Source organism: Agromyces flavus, from assembly GCF_900104685.1.
Classification (GTDB): domain Bacteria; phylum Actinomycetota; class Actinomycetes; order Actinomycetales; family Microbacteriaceae; genus Agromyces; species Agromyces flavus.
Genome location: NZ_LT629755.1, coordinates 1072903 through 1093698 on the forward strand (window position 1 = coordinate 1072903; position 20796 = coordinate 1093698).

The window sequence follows — 20796 nt, forward strand, 5'->3', positions numbered from 1 at the left end:
GCCCATCGACTTCCCCTTCCTCCACCGAACGGACCACCCATGGCAAGCACCGCGGACATCAAGAACGGCGTCGTCCTCAACATCGACGGCCAGCTCTGGAGCGTCATCGAGTTCCAGCACGTCAAGCCCGGCAAGGGCGGCGCGTTCGTGCGCACCAAGCTGAAGAACGTCGTCAGCGGCAAGGTCGTCGACCGCACGTACAACGCCGGTGCCAAGGTCGACATCGAGAACGTCGACCGCCGCGACTTCACCTACCTCTACAGCGACGGCGACGGCTTCGTGTTCATGGACGCGACCGACTACGACCAGATCACCGTTCCGGCGACCATCGTGGGCGACGCCAAGAACTTCATGCTCGAGAACCAGGCCGTCACCATCGCCCTGAACAACGGCAACCCGCTCTACATCGACCTGCCCGCGTCGGTCGTGCTCGAGATCACCTACACCGAGCCCGGCCTGCAGGGCGACCGCTCCACCGGCGGCACCAAGGCCGCGACGGTCGAGACCGGCTACGAGATCCAGGTGCCGCTGTTCCTCGAGACGGGCACGAAGGTCAAGGTCGACACCCGCTCGGGCGAGTACCTCGGCCGTGTGAACTAGTGAGCGCCCGTACGAAGGCGCGCAAGCGCGCCCTCGACCTGCTCTACGCGGCCGACATGCGCCAGGTGCCGGTCGAGCAGTTGCTCGCCGTCGAGGCCGAGCGCGCCGTCAACGAGCCCGAGCGACAGGCGTCGTGGCTCTACGCACGCGAGATCGTCGACGGGATCGTCGATCACCGCGACGAGATCGACGAGCTCATCACGACGCATTCGCGCGGCTGGACGCTCGAGCGCATGCCCGCGGTCGACCGGGCCCTGCTGCGGATCGGCGTGTGGGAGATCGTCTACAACGACGAGGTGCCCGACCCCGTCGCGATCAGCGAGGCCGTCGAGGCGGCGACGGTGCTCTCGACCGATGACTCCGCCGGTTTCGTCAACGGCCTGCTCGCGGCCGTCTCCCACTCCAAGGGCTGACACGCGGCACCGCGCTCACCGCGCAGAGCCGGATCTGCGGTCGTCGAGCAGCCGCATGGCGTGCTCGACGACCTCGCGCGGCCCGTCGTGCCGGCGCAGTTCGCGGCCGAGGTGCTCGGCGCGCTCCCGATAGCCGGGATCGCTCGACAGCCGGCGCCACGCCCGGAGGATCGCCCGCGGCTTCGGAGTGCCCGTTCGCAGGTCGATCCCGGCGCCCGCCCATGCGACGCGCGCGGCGATCTCCGGCTTGTCGAAGTCGCCTCCGGCGACGATGAGCGGGACGCCGTGCGAGAGGGCGGCGAGGACGCCGCCCCACCCGCCGTTCGTGATCATCGCGGTCGTTCTCGGCAGCAGCCTCGCGTAGTCGATCAGCCCGGTCACGAACGCGTTGGGCGGCGAGGGGAACGGCAGCCCGGGCGTTTCGGCGCGCCCGGTCGCTGCGACGATCGAGACAGGCTGGCGGCCGAGCGCGGTGAACGCCGGACGGATGAGGTCGTCGGGATGGACGTTCAGCGTGCCCTGGGTGACGTGGACGATAGGGCGGTCGGCGGGAACGTCATCCCACCACGGCGGGGACGCGGCATCGACGACGCCGGTCGGGGTGAGCGATCCGACGAACTCCACCGCGACCGGCCAGCCGCTGCGAGGCCATTCGAGCTCCGGGATCCCGGTTGCGCAGACGAGCTCGGGGGAGTGGAAGGCGTGTTCGAAGGGCTGCGGCGACGGGCCGAGCCGTGATGCCGCGCGCTGTGCGTCGTACGCCTCTCGGAGTCGACGGGTCGCGATCGGAAGGATCGCGTGCAGAAGCCGGTCCCGCGCGTGTCCGAGCGGTCCGCCCGCAGGCCGGATCGCGAAGCCCGGCGGCGGCAGCTCCGGCGTGGGGATCGCGAGCGGAACGACTGACACGGTTACCCAGGGCGTCACGGTGTGCTCCGACGCGAACCGCGCACCGAGGCTGAGGGCATCGGCGACGATCAGGTCCCATGGACGCTCCTGGTAGGCCGCCAGCAGGTCGTCGCCCTGCGCAGCGGCGGTCCGGATGAAGACATGCTCGACGTTCGCGAGTGCCTGCATCGGTCCCTTGCGGCCACGGAGCGTCGGGAACGTCGCCGGAAGGTCGTACTCGTCGAAGTCCGGCGCGCGCGACCACGTCACGACGTCCGCCCCGGTGGCGTCGAATCGATCGCGGTACGCGGAGCCCGTGTACACGCGGACCGCGTGCCCGTCCTCGAGGAAGGCCTTCGCAACGGCCGCCAACGGTGCCACGTGCCCGGCGAACGGCATCACCGCGATCATCACGTCGGCCATGTGCGATGGCACCACGTGAGCCGGTCGGGCCGCGGCCCCCGAAGAGGGGCGGATGTCGCACGACCCCGAGACGACGTCCGGGACGACCCGCACGGAAACGGAGGGGGAACCCTCGCTGCGATCCGGGATGCGCCCGGATCCGGGCACGAGCGCGCGCCGGTTCCATGGATGACATCGCCGCATTCCGGCATGTCACCCACAACGTCGCTCTGGAAGGAGCACCACCATGTCCACGCTCTCCGCCCCCACTCGGCTCCATCCCGTGTCGCACCGTCCCGCGTTCGCGGGGGTACGGCCGCTTCTCGCCCGCTTCGCCGCAGCCGAGGCCGCCCTGAAGGCGTTCCTCGAGCGCTGGAGCATCCCGGCCCTCCGCGTCGCCCTCGGCGCCGTCTTCGCCGTGTTCGGCGTCCTGAAGTTCTTCCCCGGCGTGAGCCCGGTCGAGTCGCTCGTCGAGGCGACCTGGGGTGTCCTCACGTTCGGCATCGTCGGCGGCCAGCTCGCCATGATCCTCACGGCGGTCATCGAGACGACCGCCGGCCTGCTGATCATCTCCGGCCGGTACGCGCGCCTGGGCCTGGTGGTCCTGGCGGTCGCCTTCGTGGGGATCTTCTCGCCGATCGTCTTCTTCACCGACCAGCTCATCACCGCGGCGGGCCCCACCCTCCTCGGACAGTACGTCGCCAAGAACGTGGTGCTCGTCGCCGCGGCGCTCGTCGTCGCCTCTCGGGTGCTTCGCGGGCGGAGCGAGACCCGGTGATCGCCGAGCCACTCGACCCGGAAGGGGCGCGACAGACGATGTCGCGCCCCTTCCGCTCGTTCAGGCTGCGCGCTCCGCGATGCCCGGCTCCGGGGCCACCGTCGCCGGACTCGCGCGAGGAGGGCGCGCGCCCCAGGCCGCCAGCGCGGCGGCCTCGAGGCCGAGTCCGACCAGGGTCCCGTGCGGGTAGTAGCTGAGCCCGAGCGTCGCGAGCACGAGGATGGGCAGGGTGCAGCCGAGCACGACGCGCTCCCACGCGGGGATGCCGGCGCGGCGCGGGGCGGCGATCGCGACGACCACGGCCCAGAGCCCGATCGCGATGAGCACGAACGCCTCGGCGCCCCACAGGGCGTGCAGCGGCGCGTCATCCGGATGGTTGAGGTAGCTCAGCAGCGTGATCGCGGCACCCAGCAGCACGAGCCAGCCGAGCGCCCGTCCCGACCAGCCGAGCGCTGCGAACGCGGGACCCGTCGCGAGCCAGATCAGCAGGAACGACGCGGAGGCCGCGGCCCCGAAGACGAGGTAGAAGTCGGGTTGCCCGTTGGCGACCAGCCAGTCCCGCACGGCGTCGTACGGCGAGAGCCGGTTCAGCTCGAACAGCCAGCGTGGCATGGCGTAGGCACCGGACCACACCGCCTGCTGCGGAGGCAGGAGCACGAACGCCCACGCTGCGGCGATGAGCGCGAGGACGGCGCCGACAGTGCGGCTCGGACGCGTTCGCATGGATCGAACCGTAGCGGAACGTCCAGCGGAACGACGGGAGCCGCGGCATCCGCTCCACCGTGCCGCTGGTAGGATCGATCGACCGACAACCTTGAAGTCCGTCCCGTGAGGCGGAGAAGGGAGTCTGCATCGCTGTGCGCACCGTGCTCCAGCAGGCCGACCTCGAGCGGGCGTTGACCCGCATCGCCCATGAGATCCTCGAAGCCAATCGCGGCGCCGATGATCTCGTCCTCCTCGGCATCCCCACGCGCGGCGTGGTGCTGGCCGAGCGACTCGCGCGGATCGTCTCCCGGATCGCCGGCGCCGAGGTGCCCGCAGGCGCCCTCGACGTGACGATGTACCGCGACGACCTGGGCCGCAACCCGGTGCGCGCGACGCACCCCACGCAGGTGCCGGGCGACGGCATCGACGGCCGGGTCGTCGTGCTCGTCGACGACGTGCTCTATTCCGGGCGCACCATCCGCGCCGCCTTCGACGCGCTCGCCGACCTCGGTCGTGCCCGCGCCGTGCGACTGGCCGTGCTCGTCGACCGCGGGCACCGGGAGTTCCCGATCCGCGCCGACTACGTCGGCAAGAACCTGCCGAGCTCCGCGCGTGAACGCATCAACGTGCGGCTCGCCGAGGTCGACGGCGACGACGCCGTGACGATCGAGGGAGGCGACGAGTGAGGCACCTGCTCAGCACGCGCGACCTCGCGCGCGACGACGCGATCGGCCTGCTCGACGTCGCCGAGGACATGGCGGCCGTCCAGGAGCGCGAGGTCAAGAAGCTGCCGACCCTCCGCGGCCGCACGGTCGTGAACCTCTTCTTCGAGGACTCCACCCGCACGCGCATCTCGTTCGAGGCCGCCGCCAAGCGGCTCTCGGCCGACGTCATCAACTTCAGCGCCAAGGGCTCGAGCGTGTCCAAGGGCGAGAGCCTCAAGGACACCGCGCAGACGCTCCAGGCGATGGGCGCCGACGGCGTCGTGATCCGGCATCCGTCGTCGGGCGCGCCGTCGACCCTCGCGACGAGCGGATGGATCGACGCGGGCGTCGTCAACGCCGGCGACGGCACGCACGAGCACCCCACTCAGGCGCTGCTCGACGCGTTCACCATGCGACGACGCCTGCACGGAGCGGCATCCCGCGGTCGCGACCTCGACGGCATCCGCGTGGTCATCGTCGGCGACATCCTGCACTCGCGCGTCGCGAGGTCGAACGTGTGGCTCCTCGAGACGCTCGGCGCCGAGGTGACGCTCGTGGCGCCGCCGACGCTCGTGCCGGTCGACGTGTCGGGATGGCCCGCCGAGGTCGACTACGACCTCGATCGCGCGCTCGCTGCGCAGCCCGACGTGGTCATGATGCTCCGCGTCCAGGCCGAGCGCATGCACGGGGCGTTCTTCCCGAACAGCCGCGAATACGCCCGCACCTGGGGTCTCGACGACGCGCGATTCGAGCGGTTGCCCGCGACTACCATGGTCATGCACCCCGGCCCGATGAATCGCGGGCTCGAGATCGCCGCCCGCGCCGCCGACTCGTCGCAGTCCACGGTGCGCGAGCAGGTTGCGAACGGAGTATCAGTGAGAATGGCCGCCCTCTATCTGCTGCTGTCCGGCGAGCGGGGTGAGGCCCGATGAGCGACGCGTTCCTCATCCGGGGCGCCGCCCTGCCCTCGGGCGAGCGTGCCGACATCCTGCTCGATGGAGGCCGTGTCACCCGGGTCGGCTCGGTGACGGATGCCGGGGGAGCCACGGTGGTCGATGCCGACGGGCTCGTGGCGCTGCCCGGCCTCGTCGACCTGCACACGCACCTGCGCGAACCGGGCTACGAGCAGAGCGAGACCGTGCTCACCGGGACGCAGGCCGCCGCGGCCGGCGGATTCACCGCGGTGTTCGCGATGGCCAACACGTTCCCCGTGGCCGACACCGCGGGCGTCGTCGAGCAGGAGCTCTCGCTCGGCGAGGCCGCAGGCTACGCCACGGTCCAGCCGATCGGCGCGGTCACGGTCGGACTGAAGGGCGAGCAGCTCGCCGAGCTCGGCGCGATGGCGGCCTCGCGCGCCCGGGTCCGCGTCTTCAGCGACGACGGGTTCTGCGTCTTCGACCCGCTGCTCATGCGCCGCGCGCTCGAGTACGTGAAGGCGTTCGACGGCGTCATCGCCCAGCACGCGCAGGAACCGCGCCTCACGCAGGGTGCGCAGATGAACGAAGGCGCCCTCTCGGGCGAGCTCGGCCTGGCCGGGTGGCCCGCGGTCGCCGAGGAGTCGATCATCGCGCGCGACGTGCTCCTCGCCGAGCACGTCGGCTCGCGACTGCACGTCTGCCACGTGTCCACGGCCGGCTCGGTCGAGGTGATCCGGTGGGCGAAGGCACGCGGCATCGACGTGACCGCCGAGGTCACGCCGCACCACCTCCTGCTGACCGAGGAGCTGATCGCCGGACGTGGCGACGGCGGAGGGGACGGTGCGGGCTACGACCCGCGGTTCAAGGTCAACCCGCCCCTGCGCCGCCCTGAGGACGTCGAGGCGCTCCGCGCCGCGCTGGCCGACGGCACGATCGACATCGTCGCGACCGACCACGCGCCCCACCCGGTCGAGGCGAAGGAAGGCGAATGGGACGCCGCGGCCAACGGCATGATCGGCCTCGAGTCGGCCCTCTCCGTCGTGCAGCACGCGATGGTCGACACGGGCCGCATGGGGTGGGCCGACGTCGCGCGCGTCCTGTCGTCGACCCCGGCGCGGATCGGCCGCCTCTCGGGTCACGGCGAGCCGATCGCCGAGGGCTCGGGCGCCGAGCTCACGCTGGTCGATCCGACCGCGTCGGCCGAATTCGGCACCGATCGCCTCGCGGGCCGGAGCGTGAACTCGCCCTACCTCGGACGCGTGCTGCCCGGCCGGGTCGTCGCGACGTTCCATCGCGGCATCCCCACGGTCCTCGACGGCGTCGTACGCCCGGCGGAAGAGGTGGCGCGTGGCTAGCGGCTGGATCGTCGGAACCGTCGTCGCGGTGGTGCTGATCGGCGCCGCGGCCTGGCTGATGGTGCGCTCGTGGCGTCGGCGGACCGAGCGCGATGAGACGCTCGCGGCGTACGTGGCGCCTGCGGGCCTCGGCGCTCCGGTGCTCGAGATCGAGGCGCTCTACGTCGCGACCACGCCCGAGTCCGAGCCGCTCGAACGGCTCGCGGTCGAGGGGCTCGCCTTCCGCGGATCGGCCCGGATCGAGGTGCACGACGCGGGCGTGCTGCTGCGCATCGCGGGCGAGCAACCGAGCTTCATCCCGGCCGACCGGCTGGTGGCCGCCGGAACCGCGACCTACGCGATCGACCGGGGGGTCGAGCCCGAGGGCCTCGTCGCCCTGACCTGGATCGTCGACGACCGGTCCGAGCCCGAGACGCCGACCCGGGTCGACAGCTACCTGCGGTGCCGGTATCCGGGAGATTCCGCCCGGCTGGTGACCGCCCTGAACGACATCGCCGCCGCGCCCGCCGAGGTGCGGCCGGCCGCAGAGAACGCAGAGAGCGAGGCCTCCGATGACTGAGACCCCGAACCCGATCCCCGCCGACACCGGTGCCGTGCCCGTCGCTGTCGACCTCGACCGCGCGGTCCTCGTGCTCGAGGACGGCTCGCGCTACGAGGGCCGCGCCTACGGCGCGCGTGGCCGCACCTTCGGCGAGGCCGTCTTCGCGACGGGCATGACCGGTTACCAGGAGACCCTCACCGACCCGTCGTACGCGGGTCAGATCGTGCTCATGACCGCGCCGCACATCGGCAACACCGGCATGAACGACGACGACATGGAGTCGTCGAAGATCTGGGTCGCGGGCTTCGTCGTACGCGACCCCTCACGCGTCGTCTCGAACTTCCGGTCGCAGCGCAGCCTCGACGACGACCTCGCCGAGGCCGGGATCGTCGGCATCAGCCGCATCGACACGCGGGCGGTGACGCGTCACATCCGTTCACTCGGCGCCATGCGCGCGGGCGTGTTCTCGGGCGAGGACGCCTGGCTGTCGCCCGGCGAGCAGCTCGAGCTCGTCCAGGGCGGTGAGCAGATGGCGGGCCGGAACCTCTCCGGTGCGGTGTCGACCGACGAGCTCTACTCGCTCGACGCCGTCGGCGAGCGCGTGGGATCCGTGGCGGTGCTCGACCTCGGCGTCAAGACCTCGACGCTGAAGTATCTCGCGGAGCGCGGATTCGACGTGCACGTGCTGCCGCAGACCGTCACCGCCGACGACGTCATGGCGCTGAAGCCCGACGCGCTGTTCTTCTCGAACGGCCCGGGCGACCCCGGCGCATCCGACCGCCATGTCGAGCTGCTCCGCACGACGCTGCGCGAGGGACTGCCGTACTTCGGCATCTGCTTCGGCAACCAGCTGCTCGGGCGCGCGCTCGGCTTCGAGACATACAAGCTCCCGTTCGGCCATCGCGGCATCAACCAGCCGGTGCTCGACCGCGAGACGGGTCGCGTCGAGATCACCGCCCACAACCACGGCTTCGCGGTGGCCGCGCCGACCGATCGGGTCAGCGACTCCGCCGAGGGCTTCGGGCGGGTCGAGGTCAGCCACGTCGGCCTGAACGACAACGTGGTCGAAGGGCTGAACTGCCTCGACATCCCCGCGTTCTCGGTGCAGTACCACCCCGAGTCGGCGGCCGGGCCGCACGACGCCAACTACCTCTTCGACCGCTTCCGCGACATGGTCATCGCGAGCAAGACCACCGACGACAGCCAGGAGGCCGGCGAGTAATGCCCAAGCGCGACGACATCAACTCCGTCCTCGTCATCGGATCGGGACCCATCGTCATCGGCCAGGCGGCGGAGTTCGACTACTCGGGTACCCAGGCCTGCCGCGTCCTCCGCGCGGAGGGCGTGCGCGTCATCCTCGTCAACCCGAACCCGGCGACGATCATGACCGACCCCGACTTCGCCGACGCGACCTACGTCGAGCCGATCACGCCCGAGGTGATCGAGTCGATCATCGTCAAGGAGCGGCCCGACGCCGTCCTGCCCACACTGGGCGGGCAGACCGCGCTGAACGCGGCGATCGCCCTGCACGACGCGGGCATCCTCGAGAAGCACGGCGTCGAGCTCATCGGCGCGAAGGTCGACGCGATCCGCAAGGGCGAGGACCGGCAGCTGTTCAAGGACCTCGTGATCGAGGCCGGGGCCGATGTCGCCCGCTCGCACGTGGCCACCACGCTCGAGCAGGCGAAGGAATTCGCCGAGGACCTCGGGTACCCCCTCGTGGTCCGCCCGTCCTTCACGATGGGCGGACTCGGCTCGGGCTTCGCGTACACCGAGGAGGACCTCGTCCGCATCGTGACGCAGGGCCTGCACGACTCGCCGACCACCGAGGTGCTCCTCGAGGAGTCCATCCTCGGCTGGAAGGAGTACGAGCTCGAGCTCATGCGGGACACTGCCGACAACACGGTCGTCGTCTGCTCGATCGAGAACGTCGACCCGGTCGGCGTGCACACGGGCGACTCCATCACGGTCGCGCCGGCGCTCACGCTCACGGACCGCGAGTACCAGAAGCTCCGCGACATCGGCATCGACATCATCCGCGCCGTCGGCGTGGACACGGGCGGCTGCAACATCCAGTTCGCGGTCGACCCCGTGGACGGCCGGATCATCGTGATCGAGATGAACCCGCGCGTGTCGCGGTCGTCGGCGCTCGCGTCGAAGGCGACGGGCTTCCCGATCGCGAAGATCGCCGCGAAGCTCGCGATCGGCTACCGCCTCGACGAGATCCCCAACGACATCACCAAGGTCACGCCGGCGTCCTTCGAGCCGACGCTCGACTACATCGTCGTGAAGGTGCCCCGGTTCGCGTTCGAGAAGTTCCCGGCCGCCGACCCCACGCTGACCACGACCATGAAGTCCGTCGGCGAGGCCATGGCGATCGGACGCAACTTCACGACTGCGCTGCAGAAGGCGCTGCGCTCGCTCGAGAAGCGCGGGTCGAGCTTCCACTGGGAGGACGAGCCGCGTTCGATCGAGGAGCTGCTCGAGGCGTCCACGGTGCCGACCGACGGCCGGATCGTGCTCGTGCAGCAGGCGCTGCGCAAGGGCGCCACGATCGAGCAGGCATTCGAGGCCACGAAGATCGACCCCTGGTTCCTCGATCAGATCGCGCTGATCAACGAGGTCGCCGAGCAGGTCGCGGCCGCGCCGGCGCTCGACACCGAGACCATGCTGCTCGCGAAGGACCACGGCTTCTCCGACGTCCAGATCGGCCAGCTCCGCGGATTCGGCGAGGCCGACGTCCGCGAGGTGCGGCACATCCTCGGCATCCGGCCGGTGTTCAAGACGGTCGACACGTGCGCCGGCGAGTTCCCGGCGCTCACGCCGTACCACTACTCGAGCTACGACCTCGAGACCGAGGTCGCGCCGAGCGAGCGCCGCAAGGTCGTGATCCTCGGCTCGGGCCCGAACCGCATCGGCCAGGGCGTCGAGTTCGACTACTCGTGCGTGCACGCGTCGTTCGCACTGTCCGACGCCGGGTTCGAGACGATCATGATCAACTGCAACCCCGAGACCGTCTCGACCGACTACGACACGAGCGACCGGCTCTACTTCGAGCCGCTCACGCTCGAGGACGTGCTCGAGGTCATCCACGCCGAATCGCAGTCGGGCGAGCTCGTCGGCGTCGTCGTGCAGCTCGGCGGGCAGACCGCCCTCGGGCTCGCCAAGGGCCTCGAGGCCGCGGGTGTCCCGATCCTCGGAACGAGCCCCGAGGCGATCGACCTCGCCGAGGAGCGCGGGCTCTTCGCCGGGATCCTCGAGCGCGCTGGCCTGCTCGCACCGCGCAACGGCACGGCGATCGACCTCGCCGGCGCCGTGCACGTCGCCGAGCAGATCGGCTATCCCGTGCTGGTCCGCCCGAGCTACGTGCTCGGCGGCCGGGGCATGGAGATCGTGTACGACACCGCCTCGCTCGCCGACTACTTCGCCCGCATCGAGGGGCAGGGCATCGTCGGCCCGAGCCATCCGCTGCTCGTCGACCGGTTCCTCGACGACGCCATCGAGATCGACGTCGACGCGCTCTACGACGGCACCGAGCTCTACGTGGGCGGGGTCATGGAGCACATCGAGGAGGCCGGCATCCACTCGGGCGACTCGAGCTGCACGCTGCCGCCCGTGACGCTCGGCCGCGCCGAGATCGACCGCGTACGCGAGGCGACCCGCGCGATCGCCGAGGGCATCGGCGTGCAGGGCCTGCTCAACGTGCAGTTCGCGATCGGCGCCGGGGTGCTCTACGTGCTCGAGGCCAATCCCCGTGCGAGCCGCACGGTGCCGTTCGTCTCGAAGGCGCTCGGCATCCCGCTCGCGAAGGCCGCGTCCCGCATCATGGTGGGCGCGACGGTCCGCGACCTAATCGACGAGGGCCTGCTGCCCGAGGTCGACGGGTCGCGCGTGCCGCTCGACGCCCCGGTCGCCGTCAAGGAGGCCGTGCTGCCGTTCCACCGCTTCCGCACGCGCGAGGGCATCATGGTCGACTCGGTGCTCGGCCCCGAGATGCGCTCGACCGGCGAGGTCATGGGCATCGACCGCGACTTCCCGACGGCGTTCGCGAAGAGCCAGCTGGCCGCCTACGGCGGGATGCCGCTCTCGGGCCGCGTGTTCGTGTCGGTCTCCGACCGCGACAAGCGGGCCATCGTGCTGCCCGTGCTGCGCCTGCAGCAGCTCGGCTACGACCTCGTCGCCACGGAGGGGACCGCCGAGGTGCTGCGCCGCCACGGCATCGAGGCCGGCACCGTGCTGAAGTTCAGCGAGAAGCACGGTGGCGACGCCGTCTCGGTCGTCGAGCTCATCCACCGCGGCGAGATCGACGTGGTCGTCAACACGCCCAGCGGTCGGTCGGCGCGCGCCGACGGATACGAGATCCGCGCCGCAGCCGTCGCCGCCGACATCCCGCTGTTCACCACGATCGCCGAGCTCTCGGCGGCCGTCGCGTCGCTCGACGCGGTGAAGGGCGGCTTCGAGGTGACCAGCCTGCAGGAGTACGCGGAGCGCCGCGCGGTCGAGGTGGTCGCGTGAACGGCGCCGCCTCGTTCGGCGAGCGACTCCACGGGGCGTTCGCCGCATGGGGTCGCCTCTGCGTCGGGATCGATCCGCACGCGTCGCTGCTCGATCGATGGGGCCTCGACGACTCCGCCGAGGGCGTGCGCGAATTCGGCCTCAGGGTGGTGGGCGCCGCCGCGGGCCGCGCCGGAATCGTGAAGCCGCAGGTCGCCTTCTACGAGCGGCACGGCGCGGCGGGCTACGTCGCCCTCGAGCGCGTGCTCGCCGAGGCGCGCGACGCCGGCCTGCTGGTGATCGCCGACGTCAAGCGCGGCGACATCGGCACGAGCGTCGACGCGTACGGCGAGGCGTGGCTGCGACCCGGCTCCTCGCTCGAATCCGACGCCATGACCATCAGCGCGTACCAGGGGCTCGGCTCGATCGAGTCGGTCATGCGCCGAGCGGATGCCGCGGGCAAGGGCCTCTTCGTGCTCTCCGCGACGTCGAACCCCGAGGCCGCCGCCATCCAGCGCGCGATCCTGCAGCAGTCCAGTCGCGAGGGCGACACGGTCGCCGGGGCGATCTGCGCGGGCGTCGCGGCTTGGAACGCCTCGCGCGAAGACGCCGCGGAGCGCCCCATGGGTTCGATCGGCGTGGTCCTCGGCGCCACTGTCGACCTGGCGGCATCCGGCATCGACACGTCGGCCGACCCCGTCGCACCGACCCTGCCGGTGCTGGCGCCCGGGTTCGGCCACCAGGGCGCCGACGTGCGCGACCTCGACGCGATCTACGGGTCGCTCGCGGCCGGGGTCGTCGTGAGCGAGTCGCGCTCGCTGCTCGGCGAAGGGCCCGACGGGCTCGCCGAGGCGATCGTCCGCCGTGCCGACGAGATCGGAGCCGCCCGTGTCTGAGCGCACCGCGACCTCCGCGCCGCCCGAGGTCGACCGCGTTGCCGCGTCGCGAGCGGCCGTCGCCGCCCGCCGCGCCCGCGCGGCCGTGAAGCACGACATCTCGACCGGCGATCGCAGCCCGCTCGACGTGCTCCGGGCGGCCTACGAGGAACCCGAGGGGGCCGAGGGGCGCCTGCGGGTGACCGAGTTCCTCACCTCGATCCCCGCCATCGGGCAGACCAAGTGCGCGCGCATCATGGACGAGCTGCAGATCGCGAACGCCAAGCGACTGGGCGGGCTCGGCCGACTGCAGCGTCGACGGCTCCGCGAGTTCGTCGCCGAGTGGGTCGCCGATCACGGCGGCACGGGGGACCGGCTCGTCGTCCTCGCCGGCCCCACCGCCGTCGGCAAGGGCACGGTCGCCGGATACATCCGCGAGCACCATCCCGACGTCAAGCTCTCCGTCTCGGCGACGACACGTGCGCCGCGCCCCGGCGAGGTCGAGGGCGAGCACTACTTCTTCGTCTCCGACGACGAGTTCGACCGCATGGTCGCCTCGGGCGAGCTGCTCGAGTGGGCGACCGTGCACAACGCGTACCGCTACGGCACGCCGCGGCGCGCCGTCGAGGAGGCGATCGCCGCCGGCAACAGCGTGCTCCTCGAGATCGACATCCAGGGCGCGCGCTCGGTCCGCCGCGCCATGCCCGAGGCGACCCTCGTCTTCCTGCTGCCGCCGACCTGGGACGAACTCGTCCGACGCCTGGTCGGGCGAGGCACCGAGAGCGCCGCCGAACAGCAGCGACGGCTCGAGACGGCGAAGGTCGAACTCGCCGCCGTCGAGGAGTTCGACCACCAGGTCGTGAATCACGAGGTCCGCGAGGCGGCGCAAAAGGTCGTAGACTTGATGCGGCCTCGCCGGGGTCGGCGTCAGCCTGCCCCGCGCCACGATCTTCCGCGCATCACGGATGCGCCTCACTCGAAGGAGTCCCTGCATGGCTGAGAAGCTGTCCGGCATCATCGACCCGCCCATCGACGACCTGCTGTCGAAGGTCGACTCGAAGTACCAGTTGGTCATCTTCGCGTCCAAGCGCGCGCGCCAGATCAACGACTACTACGCCGACCTGCACGAAGGCAGCCTGTTCGACAACGTCGGACCGCTCGTCGACTCGTCGATCGACGACAAGCCCCTCTCGGTCGCGCTCCACGAGGTGAACGAGGACAAGCTGCGCCTCCGCCCGATCGGCGAGTAGCCGGCAGGCGCGCATGGCGCTGAACATCGTCGTCGGCATCACCGGCGGCATCGCGGCGTACAAGGCCGTGTCGGTCGTGCGTTCGCTCGTCCTCGCCGGTCACGACGTCCACGTCGTGCCCACCGAGTCGGCGCTCCGATTCGTCGGCCGGCCCACGCTCGAGGCGATCTCGCGCAACCCGGTGCAGACCGACCTCTTCGTGGGCGTCGCCGAGGTGCGCCACGTCGCCATCGGCCAGGCCGCCGACCTCATCGTGATCGCCCCGGCGACCGCGAACAGCATCGCGAAGCTCGCCGCGGGACTGGCCGACGACCTGCTGGGCAACACCGTCCTCGCGAGCGAGGCGCCCGTCGTGATCGCCCCGGCGATGCACACCGAGATGTGGCGCCATCCGGCCACCCAGGCGAACATCGCGACCCTGCGCGACCGCGGGGTGACGATCGTCGGCCCCGCCGTCGGCCAGCTGACTGGCACCGACAGCGGGCCCGGGCGGCTCGAGGAGCCCGACGTGATCGTCGCCGCGGCGCTCGACGTCGCCCGCCGCCACGGCCTCGAGGCGAGCGCTTCCGGAGTCGCGCCGGCCGCGGCTCCCGATGCCGCGAGCCCGGCACATCCGCAGGACCTCGCCGGCCGACGCATCGTCGTCTCCGCAGGCGGCACGCGCGAACCGCTCGACCCGGTGCGCTTCCTCGGCAACCGCTCGAGCGGACGGCAGGGCGTGGCGATCGCCGAGGCCGCCGCCGCACGCGGCGCCGAGGTCACGCTGGTCGCCGCGAACCTCGAGGTCCCCGATCCGGGCGGATGCCGCGTCCGCGCGGTGTCGACGGCCCTCGAGCTTCGCGACGCGATGACCGAGGCCGTCGCCGGCGCCGATGTCGTCGTGATGGCCGCGGCCGTCGCCGACTACCGGCCGGCGACGGTGAGCGAGGCCAAGATCAAGAAGGTCGACGGCCGCGACCACATGACGCTCGAGCTGGTCCGCAACCCCGACATCCTCGCGGGCCTGGGGGCGTCTCCGCACGACGGCACGCTGCTCGTCGGCTTCGCGGCCGAGACCGAGGCCGACCCGGTGCGCCTGCTCGAGCTCGGCCGTGCCAAGCGCCGGGCGAAGGGCGCCGACCTCCTCGTGGTCAATCGGGTGGGGTGGACGCAGGGCTTCGCCGCCGACGAGAACGCCGTGACGATCATCGGGCCCGCCGACGAGGTCGTCGCCGAGGCATCCGGAACCAAGATGTCGGTGGCGCACGGCATCCTCGACGTCGTCGCCGCCCGGCTTCCCGATGGCGACGAGCCCGACCCCACGACGAAGGAACCCCACCCCGCATGAGCGCACTGCGCCAGTTCACCTCGGAGTCCGTCACCGAGGGTCATCCCGACAAGATCTGCGACCAGGTCTCCGACGCGATCCTCGATGCGCTGCTCGCCGTCGACCCGCAGGCGCGCGTCGCGGTCGAAACGCTCGTCACGACCGGGCTCGTGCACGTCGCCGGCGAGGTGTCGACCTCGGGGTACGTCGAGATCCCCGCGATCGTGCGCGACCGCATCACGTCCATCGGCTACGACTCGTCCGACGTGTGGTTCGACGGGCGCTCGTGCGGCGTCTCGGTCTCGATCGGCGGGCAGTCGCCCGACATCGCGCAGGGCGTCGATCACGCGTACGAGTCCCGCGAGGGCGCGAGCATCGACGAGCTCGACCGACAGGGCGCGGGCGACCAGGGCATCATGTTCGGCTACGCGGTCCGCGAGACGCCCGAGCTCATGCCGGTGCCCATCTGGCTCGCGCATCGCCTCGCCGAGCGGCTCGCACGGGTTCGCAAGGACGGCGAGCTCGACTACCTGCGTCCCGACGGCAAGACCCAGGTCACGATCGGCTACGACGGGCAGACCGCCCGCACGATCGAGACCGTGGTGCTCTCCACGCAGCACGCCCCGAGCGTGTCGACCGAGCAGCTGCGCGCCGAGGTCGAGGAACTCGTGATCCGTCCGGTCCTCGACACCGTCGAGCTGTCGCGTCACGACCTCAAGGTCCTGATCAACCCGACCGGCCGCTTCGAGATCGGCGGCCCGCAGGGCGACGCCGGGCTCACCGGCCGCAAGATCATCATCGACACCTACGGCGGTGCGAGCCGGCACGGCGGCGGCGCCTTCAGCGGCAAGGACCCGTCGAAGGTCGACCGCTCGGCCGCATACGCGATGCGCTGGGTCGCGAAGAACGCCGTGGCCGCGGGCCTGGCCGACCGGCTCGAGCTGCAGGTCGCGTACGCGATCGGCGCCGCAGCCCCGGTCGGGCTCTACGTCGAGACCTTCGGGACCGCCAAGCTCCCCGACGAGCGCATCATCGGAGCGATCCGCGAGGTGTTCGACCTGCGTCCCGCCGCGATCATCCGCGACCTCGACCTCCTTCGGCCCATCTACGCCGACACGGCGACCTACGGTCACTTCGGCCGTGAGCTGCCCGCCTTCACGTGGGAGCGGCTCGACCGCGTCGACGACCTCCGCGCGGCCGCCGGGCTCTGACGTGGCCTCGGGGCCGGTCGCGAGGGTCCTCGTCGACTCGCCGCTGCCGCAGCTCGACCAGCTGCTCGACTACCGCGTCCCGGCTCGGCTCGCCGACGCGGTGTCGGCCGGCGTGCGCGTGCGCGTGCCGCTGCGAACGGGCGGCCGCATCGCCGACGCCTGGGTCGTCGAGCTCGCCGGGCGATCCGAGTTCCGCGGCGAGCTGAGCGAGGTCCAGGACGTCGTGACCGACGTGCCGCTGCTCATGCCCGACGTGTGGCGGCTCGCTCGCGCCGCTGCCGATCGCGGGGCGGGCAACGCGAGCGACATCCTCCGCCTCGCCATCCCGGGTCGCTATGTGCGCGCCGAGAAGGCGTGGCGCGCCGATCCCGGCGAACCCGGCGCGCTGCCGGCGTCGGGTCGGGCGATCGACGGCTACGAGCCGGGCCGCGTCGAGCGGGGGCTCGCCGAGGGCGAGCGGATGGCGCTGCACGCCGACCCCCGCACCGTCCGGCTTCCCTCGGGCACCTGGGTCGGCGCGTGGGCCGTGACCCTCGCCGAGGCGGCCGCACACGTCCTCGCGCACGACCGGTCGTCGGTCATCGGCGTTCCCGACTACCGCGACCAGGAGCAGCTCCAGGCCGCGCTCGGCGAGCTGGTCGATCCGCGCCGGGTGATCCGTACCGACGCACGCCAGTCCGGTCGCGACCGCTACCGTGCGTTCCTTGACGCCACGGGCGAGGCCGCACGCATCGTCGTCGGCAATCGCTCCACGGTGTACGCGCCTGCCGCCCGACTCGGCCTCATCGCAGTGTTCGACGACGGCGACGGGCTGCAGTCCGAGCCGCTCGCCCCGGGCGTGCACGCGCGCGACGCGGCGCTCATCCGGCAGGAGCAGAGCGACGCCGCGCTGGTCTTCATCGCCCAGACCCGCAGCGTCGAAGTCCAGCGACTCGTCGAGGTCGGCTGGGTGCACGACGTGCCGCTCCGCCGGGGCACCCGTCCGCGAGTGGTGCTCACCGAGCAGCAGCCGGCCCCCGAGAGCGGCGGCGCGCGCATCCCGTCCGCGGCGTGGCGCGAGGCGCAGGAGGCCATCGCCCAGGGTCCGGTGCTCGTGCAGGTGGCGCGGCCCGGCCACGCGCCGATGCTCGTGTGCGATCGGTGCCGCGAGCCCGCGCGGTGCACGGCCTGCGGGGGCGCGCTGGCCGTTCCGCGCTCGGGCGGCCCCGCATCGTGCGTGCTGTGCGGCACGAGCGCGAACGGGTGGCGATGCCGCATCTGCGAGGGCACGCGGCTGCGAGCCGCGGTCGTCGGCGCGAGTCGCACGGCCGAGGAGCTCGGACGCGCCTTCCCGCGGTCGCGGGTCGTCGTTTCCGACGGCGAGCGACCGCTCGTGCGGGTCGACGCCGAGCCGAAGCTCGTCGTCGCGACGCGCGGCGCGGAGCCCATCGCCGACGGCGGCTACCGTTCGGTGCTGCTGCTCGACGGGGAGCGCATGCTGCTGCGCGAGTCGCTGCGGGTGGCCGAGGACTGCCTGCGCTGGTGGTCGAACGCCGCGGCGCTCGCAGCGCCCGGCGCCCCCGTGTTCCTCGTCGGCGTGGGCGGAGCGATCGGCACCGCGCTGGCGACCTGGACGCAGCCGGCGTGGGCAGCCGAGGAGCTTGCGAGCCGCCGGGCGCTGCGGTTCCCGCCGGCCGTGCGCATGGCGTCGGTCGTGTCCAGCCGTGAACGGCTCGCCGAGGGCCTCGAGCGCATCCGCGGAATCGGCGGGGTCGACGTGCTGGGACCTGCGCCGGTCGACGACGGCCTCGAACGGGCGGTCGTCCGATTCGGCTATGCCCAGGGGGCCGAGGTCGCCGCCGCGTTGAAGGCCGAGGCGATCCGCGCCGCGACCGAGCGTCGCCGGCCTGTGGCGGGTCGTCGCCCCGGTCGTCCGCCCACGCTGCGCGTGCGAATGGACGATCCCGACCTGCCATGACCGGCTGGGATGATGGGGTGGTGCCCCAGCTCCGGATCGTGTTCGCGGGAACGCCCGCCGCCGCCGTGCCCACCCTCGACCGCCTCGCCGAATCTCCGCACGAGGTCGTCGGCGTCGTGACCCGCCCGCCGGCGCCGACGGGTCGCAAGCGCGTGCTCACGCCCTCGCCGGTCGCACAGGCCGCCGAACGGCTCGGGATCCCGGTCATCGACGCGCGTCGGCTCGACGCCGACGCGACCGCGCGGATCACGGCACTGCGTCCAGATCTCGGCGTGATCGTCGCCTACGGCGGGCTGGTGCGCGAGCCGCTCCTCTCGACGCCCCGGCACGGATGGATCAACCTGCACTTCTCGGCGCTGCCGGCGTGGCGCGGTGCGGCGCCCGTGCAGCACGCCCTCATCGCGGGCGACGACGAATTGGGGGCGAGTGTGTTCCGCCTCGTGCCCGAGCTCGACGCCGGCGACGTGTACGCGATGCGCACGCGGCCGGTCGCCCCGGGTGAGACGGCCGGGCTCGCGCTCGAGTCGCTCGCGGCATCCGGGGCCGACCTGGTCGCCGAGGTGGTCGAGGGGATCGCCGACCGCACCGCGGTGGCCGTGCCGCAGGAGGGCGAGGCGACGTTCGCGCCGAAGCTCGCGATCGAGGATGCGCGGCTCGACTGGCAGCGGCCGACCGCCGAGGTCGATGCGCGGTACCGCGGCGTGACGCCCGAGCCGGGCGCATTCACCGAGGTCGAGGGGGTTCGGGTGAAGGTGCTCGACGCGGCTCCGGCGCATCCGGTGCCCGCCGCAGACGACCCTCGGCTCGCGCCCGGCGAGCTCCGGCTGGTCGCCCGACGCGTGCTCGCGGGCACCGGTGACGGCGCGATCGAACTCCGGCGCGTGCAGCCCGCGGGCCGCACCGCGATGGCGGCCGCCGATTGGTGGCGCGGCCTCGGCGTCGATCGGGCGGAGGCCCGGTGACCGACGGCGGCGGGCGCGACGAAGCCAAGCGCAGCGGCGCGCGCGGGAAGAGGCCGCAGGGCCGTGGCGGCCGTCCCGACACGATCTCGCGGGCACGACAGGTCGCCTACGACGTGATCGAGGCCGTCCGGGATTCCGACGCGTACGCCAACCTGCTCCTCCCGGCGCGGATCCGCCGCGCCGGGCTGTCGGAGGCCGACGCCGCGTTCGCGACCGAACTGACCTACGGCACGCTCCGACGTCAGGGGTACTACGACGCGGTGATCGCCCTCGCCGCCGGTCGACCGATCGACGCGATCGACCCGGGCGTGCTCGACGTGCTCCGGCTCGGCGCACACCAGCTCCTCGCCACGCGGGTGGCCACGCACGCCGCGGTGAACGAGTCGGTCGCGCTGGCGCGGCGCGTCCAGCCGAAGGCGGCCGGCTTCGTCAACGCCGTGCTCAGGACCGTGTCGCGTCGCGAGGCCGACCGGTGGCGCGAGCTCGTCGCCGCTGAGGCCGGCTCGCCCGACCAGGCGCTCGCCGCAGTGCACTCGCACCCGCTGTGGGTCGTCCGGGCGCTCCGCACGGCGCTCGATCGCGAAGGCCGTGCCGACGAGCTGGTCGAGCTGCTCGAGGCCGACAACGCGTCGCCGCGCGTGAACCTCGTCGCGCTGCCCGGCCTGGTCGACGATCCGGCCGCGCTCGGCGACCCCGATCGATACTCGCCGGTCGGGTCGACCGCCGACCAGCCGCTCCGCGTCGTCGAGCAGCACGCGGGTCGCGTGCGCGTGCAGGACGAGGGCTCGCAGCTCGCCGCGCTGGCGCTCAGTCGTTCCATGCCGGTGCGCACGGGAGAGCGGTGGCTCGACCTCTGCGCGGGTCCGGGCGGGAAGACCGCGCTGCTGGCGGCCGAGGCGCTCGCGGGCGGCGCGACACTCGTGGCCAACGAGGTCGTCCCCTCTCGCGCCGAGCTCGTGCGACGCGCGGTCGCACCCGTCCCGCTCGACGTGCCGGTCCGCGAAGGCGACGGCCGCGAGCTCGACCCCGGCGAACTCGGCGCCCCGGGCGGGTTCGACCGCATCCTGCTCGATGCGCCGTGCACGGGGCTCGGAGCGCTGCGTCGCCGCCCCGAGGCGCGCTGGCGGAAGTCGCCGGCCGACGTCCCCGAGCTCACGGCCCTGCAGGGCGAGCTGGCGGATGCCGCGTTCCGCGCCTTGGCGCCCGGCGGCGTGCTGGCCTACGTCACGTGCTCGCCGCACGCGGCGGAGACGCACGGCACGCTCGGCCGGGCCCTCGAGCGCTGGGGAGCCGACGCCGAGCAGCTCGACACCGCCTCCGTCGTGCAGGGGCTGTCGCGCCATCCGCTCGACCTCGCCGGCGACGGCCGCACCGTGCAGCTCTGGCCGCATCGGCACGGCACCGACGCCATGTTCATCGCGCTCCTGCGACGGCGCTGACC

At 72.4% G+C, this 20796-nt stretch carries 19 protein-coding genes; 17 read left to right on the plus strand and 2 right to left on the minus strand.

What is annotated here, in order from left to right; genetic code table 11:
• Positions 1-39: 39 nt before the first annotated feature.
• Complete coding sequence (gene efp / locus BLT99_RS05095) at positions 40-600, plus strand: elongation factor P (protein WP_092669819.1); 561 nt, start codon at positions 40-42, stop codon at positions 598-600.
• Positions 600-1013, plus strand: a complete 414-nt coding sequence (gene nusB / locus BLT99_RS05100) for a transcription antitermination factor NusB (RefSeq protein WP_092669821.1) — start codon at positions 600-602, stop codon at positions 1011-1013. Before efp ends, nusB begins: the two co-directional genes overlap by 1 nt.
• 15 nt (positions 1014-1028) lie before the next feature.
• On the opposite strand, the gene BLT99_RS05105 is transcribed toward nusB, so the two are convergent.
• Positions 1029-2333 (minus strand): glycosyltransferase, encoded by a 1305-nt coding sequence (locus BLT99_RS05105; RefSeq protein ID WP_157674937.1) that lies wholly within the window; start codon positions 2331-2333, stop codon positions 1029-1031.
• Between the two features lie 214 nt (positions 2334-2547).
• Between BLT99_RS05105 and BLT99_RS05110 the strand changes: the two genes are divergently transcribed.
• Positions 2548-3078: a DoxX family protein gene (locus BLT99_RS05110; RefSeq protein ID WP_092669825.1), complete on the plus strand. Its 531-nt coding sequence runs from the start codon at positions 2548-2550 to the stop codon at positions 3076-3078.
• 60 nt (positions 3079-3138) lie between these two features.
• Here BLT99_RS05110 and BLT99_RS05115 read toward each other — a convergent pair whose 3' ends face one another.
• On the minus strand, positions 3139-3801 hold the full coding sequence (locus BLT99_RS05115) for a hypothetical protein (protein ID WP_092669827.1): 663 nt from the start codon (positions 3799-3801) through the stop codon (positions 3139-3141).
• 128 nt (positions 3802-3929) lie between these two features.
• On the opposite strand from BLT99_RS05115, the gene pyrR reads away from it, so the two are divergent.
• From pyrR to BLT99_RS05185, 14 genes are read left to right on the plus strand one after another with little or no spacing between them, the layout of a single operon-like run.
• Positions 3930-4469: a bifunctional pyr operon transcriptional regulator/uracil phosphoribosyltransferase PyrR gene (gene pyrR / locus BLT99_RS05120; RefSeq protein ID WP_092669829.1), complete on the plus strand. Its 540-nt coding sequence runs from the start codon at positions 3930-3932 to the stop codon at positions 4467-4469.
• Positions 4466-5419 carry an aspartate carbamoyltransferase catalytic subunit gene (locus BLT99_RS05125; protein ID WP_092669831.1) on the plus strand — a complete coding sequence of 318 codons (954 nt, stop codon included), beginning with the start codon at positions 4466-4468 and terminating at the stop codon, positions 5417-5419. The genes pyrR and BLT99_RS05125 overlap by 4 nt, the downstream gene beginning before the upstream one ends.
• Positions 5416-6759 carry a dihydroorotase gene (locus tag BLT99_RS05130; RefSeq protein ID WP_092669833.1) on the plus strand — a complete coding sequence of 448 codons (1344 nt, stop codon included), beginning with the start codon at positions 5416-5418 and terminating at the stop codon, positions 6757-6759. Before BLT99_RS05125 ends, BLT99_RS05130 begins: the two co-directional genes overlap by 4 nt.
• Positions 6752-7318, plus strand: coding sequence for a PH-like domain-containing protein (locus BLT99_RS05135; RefSeq protein WP_188434397.1), 567 nt, complete (start codon positions 6752-6754; stop codon positions 7316-7318). Before BLT99_RS05130 ends, BLT99_RS05135 begins: the two co-directional genes overlap by 8 nt.
• A complete protein-coding gene (gene carA, locus BLT99_RS05140) occupies positions 7311-8522 on the plus strand; it encodes a glutamine-hydrolyzing carbamoyl-phosphate synthase small subunit (protein WP_092669835.1) in 1212 nt (403 codons plus the stop codon). The genes BLT99_RS05135 and carA overlap by 8 nt, the downstream gene beginning before the upstream one ends.
• A complete protein-coding gene (carB, locus tag BLT99_RS05145; RefSeq protein WP_092669837.1) occupies positions 8522-11815 on the plus strand; it encodes a carbamoyl-phosphate synthase large subunit in 3294 nt (1097 codons plus the stop codon). Before carA ends, carB begins: the two co-directional genes overlap by 1 nt.
• Complete coding sequence (pyrF, locus tag BLT99_RS05150; RefSeq protein ID WP_092669839.1) at positions 11812-12690, plus strand: orotidine-5'-phosphate decarboxylase; 879 nt, start codon at positions 11812-11814, stop codon at positions 12688-12690. Before carB ends, pyrF begins: the two co-directional genes overlap by 4 nt.
• Entirely contained in the window at positions 12683-13669 is a 987-nt protein-coding gene (gmk, locus tag BLT99_RS05155) for a guanylate kinase (protein WP_092669841.1), read from the plus strand. The genes pyrF and gmk overlap by 8 nt, the downstream gene beginning before the upstream one ends.
• The gene (gene rpoZ / locus BLT99_RS05160) at positions 13662-13919 is read left to right on the plus strand and encodes a DNA-directed RNA polymerase subunit omega (RefSeq protein WP_092669843.1); all 258 of its coding nucleotides are present in this window, start codon (positions 13662-13664) and stop codon (positions 13917-13919) included. The genes gmk and rpoZ overlap by 8 nt, the downstream gene beginning before the upstream one ends.
• A gap of 13 nt (positions 13920-13932) precedes the next feature.
• Positions 13933-15246 (plus strand): bifunctional phosphopantothenoylcysteine decarboxylase/phosphopantothenate synthase, encoded by a 1314-nt coding sequence (locus BLT99_RS05165; protein ID WP_371874216.1) that lies wholly within the window; start codon positions 13933-13935, stop codon positions 15244-15246.
• Positions 15243-16436, plus strand: coding sequence for a methionine adenosyltransferase (metK, locus tag BLT99_RS05170; RefSeq protein ID WP_092669845.1), 1194 nt, complete (start codon positions 15243-15245; stop codon positions 16434-16436). The genes BLT99_RS05165 and metK overlap by 4 nt, the downstream gene beginning before the upstream one ends.
• Position 16437: 1 nt before the next feature.
• A complete protein-coding gene (locus BLT99_RS05175) occupies positions 16438-18393 on the plus strand; it encodes a primosomal protein N' family DNA-binding protein (protein WP_092669847.1) in 1956 nt (651 codons plus the stop codon).
• On the plus strand, positions 18390-19355 hold the full coding sequence (gene fmt / locus BLT99_RS05180) for a methionyl-tRNA formyltransferase (protein WP_092669849.1): 966 nt from the start codon (positions 18390-18392) through the stop codon (positions 19353-19355). Before BLT99_RS05175 ends, fmt begins: the two co-directional genes overlap by 4 nt.
• Complete coding sequence (locus BLT99_RS05185; RefSeq protein ID WP_371874215.1) at positions 19352-20794, plus strand: RsmB/NOP family class I SAM-dependent RNA methyltransferase; 1443 nt, start codon at positions 19352-19354, stop codon at positions 20792-20794. The genes fmt and BLT99_RS05185 overlap by 4 nt, the downstream gene beginning before the upstream one ends.
• Positions 20795-20796 lie beyond the last annotated feature (2 nt).

Bases quoted from the DNA above. Each gene is read 5' to 3' on its own strand.
- BLT99_RS05165 (WP_371874216.1), top strand. From the start codon at position 13,933: ATGGCGCTGAACATCGTCGTCGGCATCACCGGCGGCATCGCGGCGTAC.
- efp (WP_092669819.1), top strand. From the start codon at position 40: ATGGCAAGCACCGCGGACATCAAGAACGGCGTCGTCCTCAACATCGAC.
- BLT99_RS05130 (WP_092669833.1), top strand. From the start codon at position 5,416: ATGAGCGACGCGTTCCTCATCCGGGGCGCCGCCCTGCCCTCGGGCGAG.
- rpoZ (WP_092669843.1), top strand. From the start codon at position 13,662: ATGGCTGAGAAGCTGTCCGGCATCATCGACCCGCCCATCGACGACCTG.
- carA (WP_092669835.1), top strand. From the start codon at position 7,311: ATGACTGAGACCCCGAACCCGATCCCCGCCGACACCGGTGCCGTGCCC.
- BLT99_RS05115 (WP_092669827.1), bottom strand. From the start codon at position 3,801: ATGCGAACGCGTCCGAGCCGCACTGTCGGCGCCGTCCTCGCGCTCATC.
- metK (WP_092669845.1), top strand. From the start codon at position 15,243: ATGAGCGCACTGCGCCAGTTCACCTCGGAGTCCGTCACCGAGGGTCAT.
- fmt (WP_092669849.1), top strand. From the start codon at position 18,390: ATGACCGGCTGGGATGATGGGGTGGTGCCCCAGCTCCGGATCGTGTTC.
- carB (WP_092669837.1), top strand. From the start codon at position 8,522: ATGCCCAAGCGCGACGACATCAACTCCGTCCTCGTCATCGGATCGGGA.
- BLT99_RS05110 (WP_092669825.1), top strand. From the start codon at position 2,548: ATGTCCACGCTCTCCGCCCCCACTCGGCTCCATCCCGTGTCGCACCGT.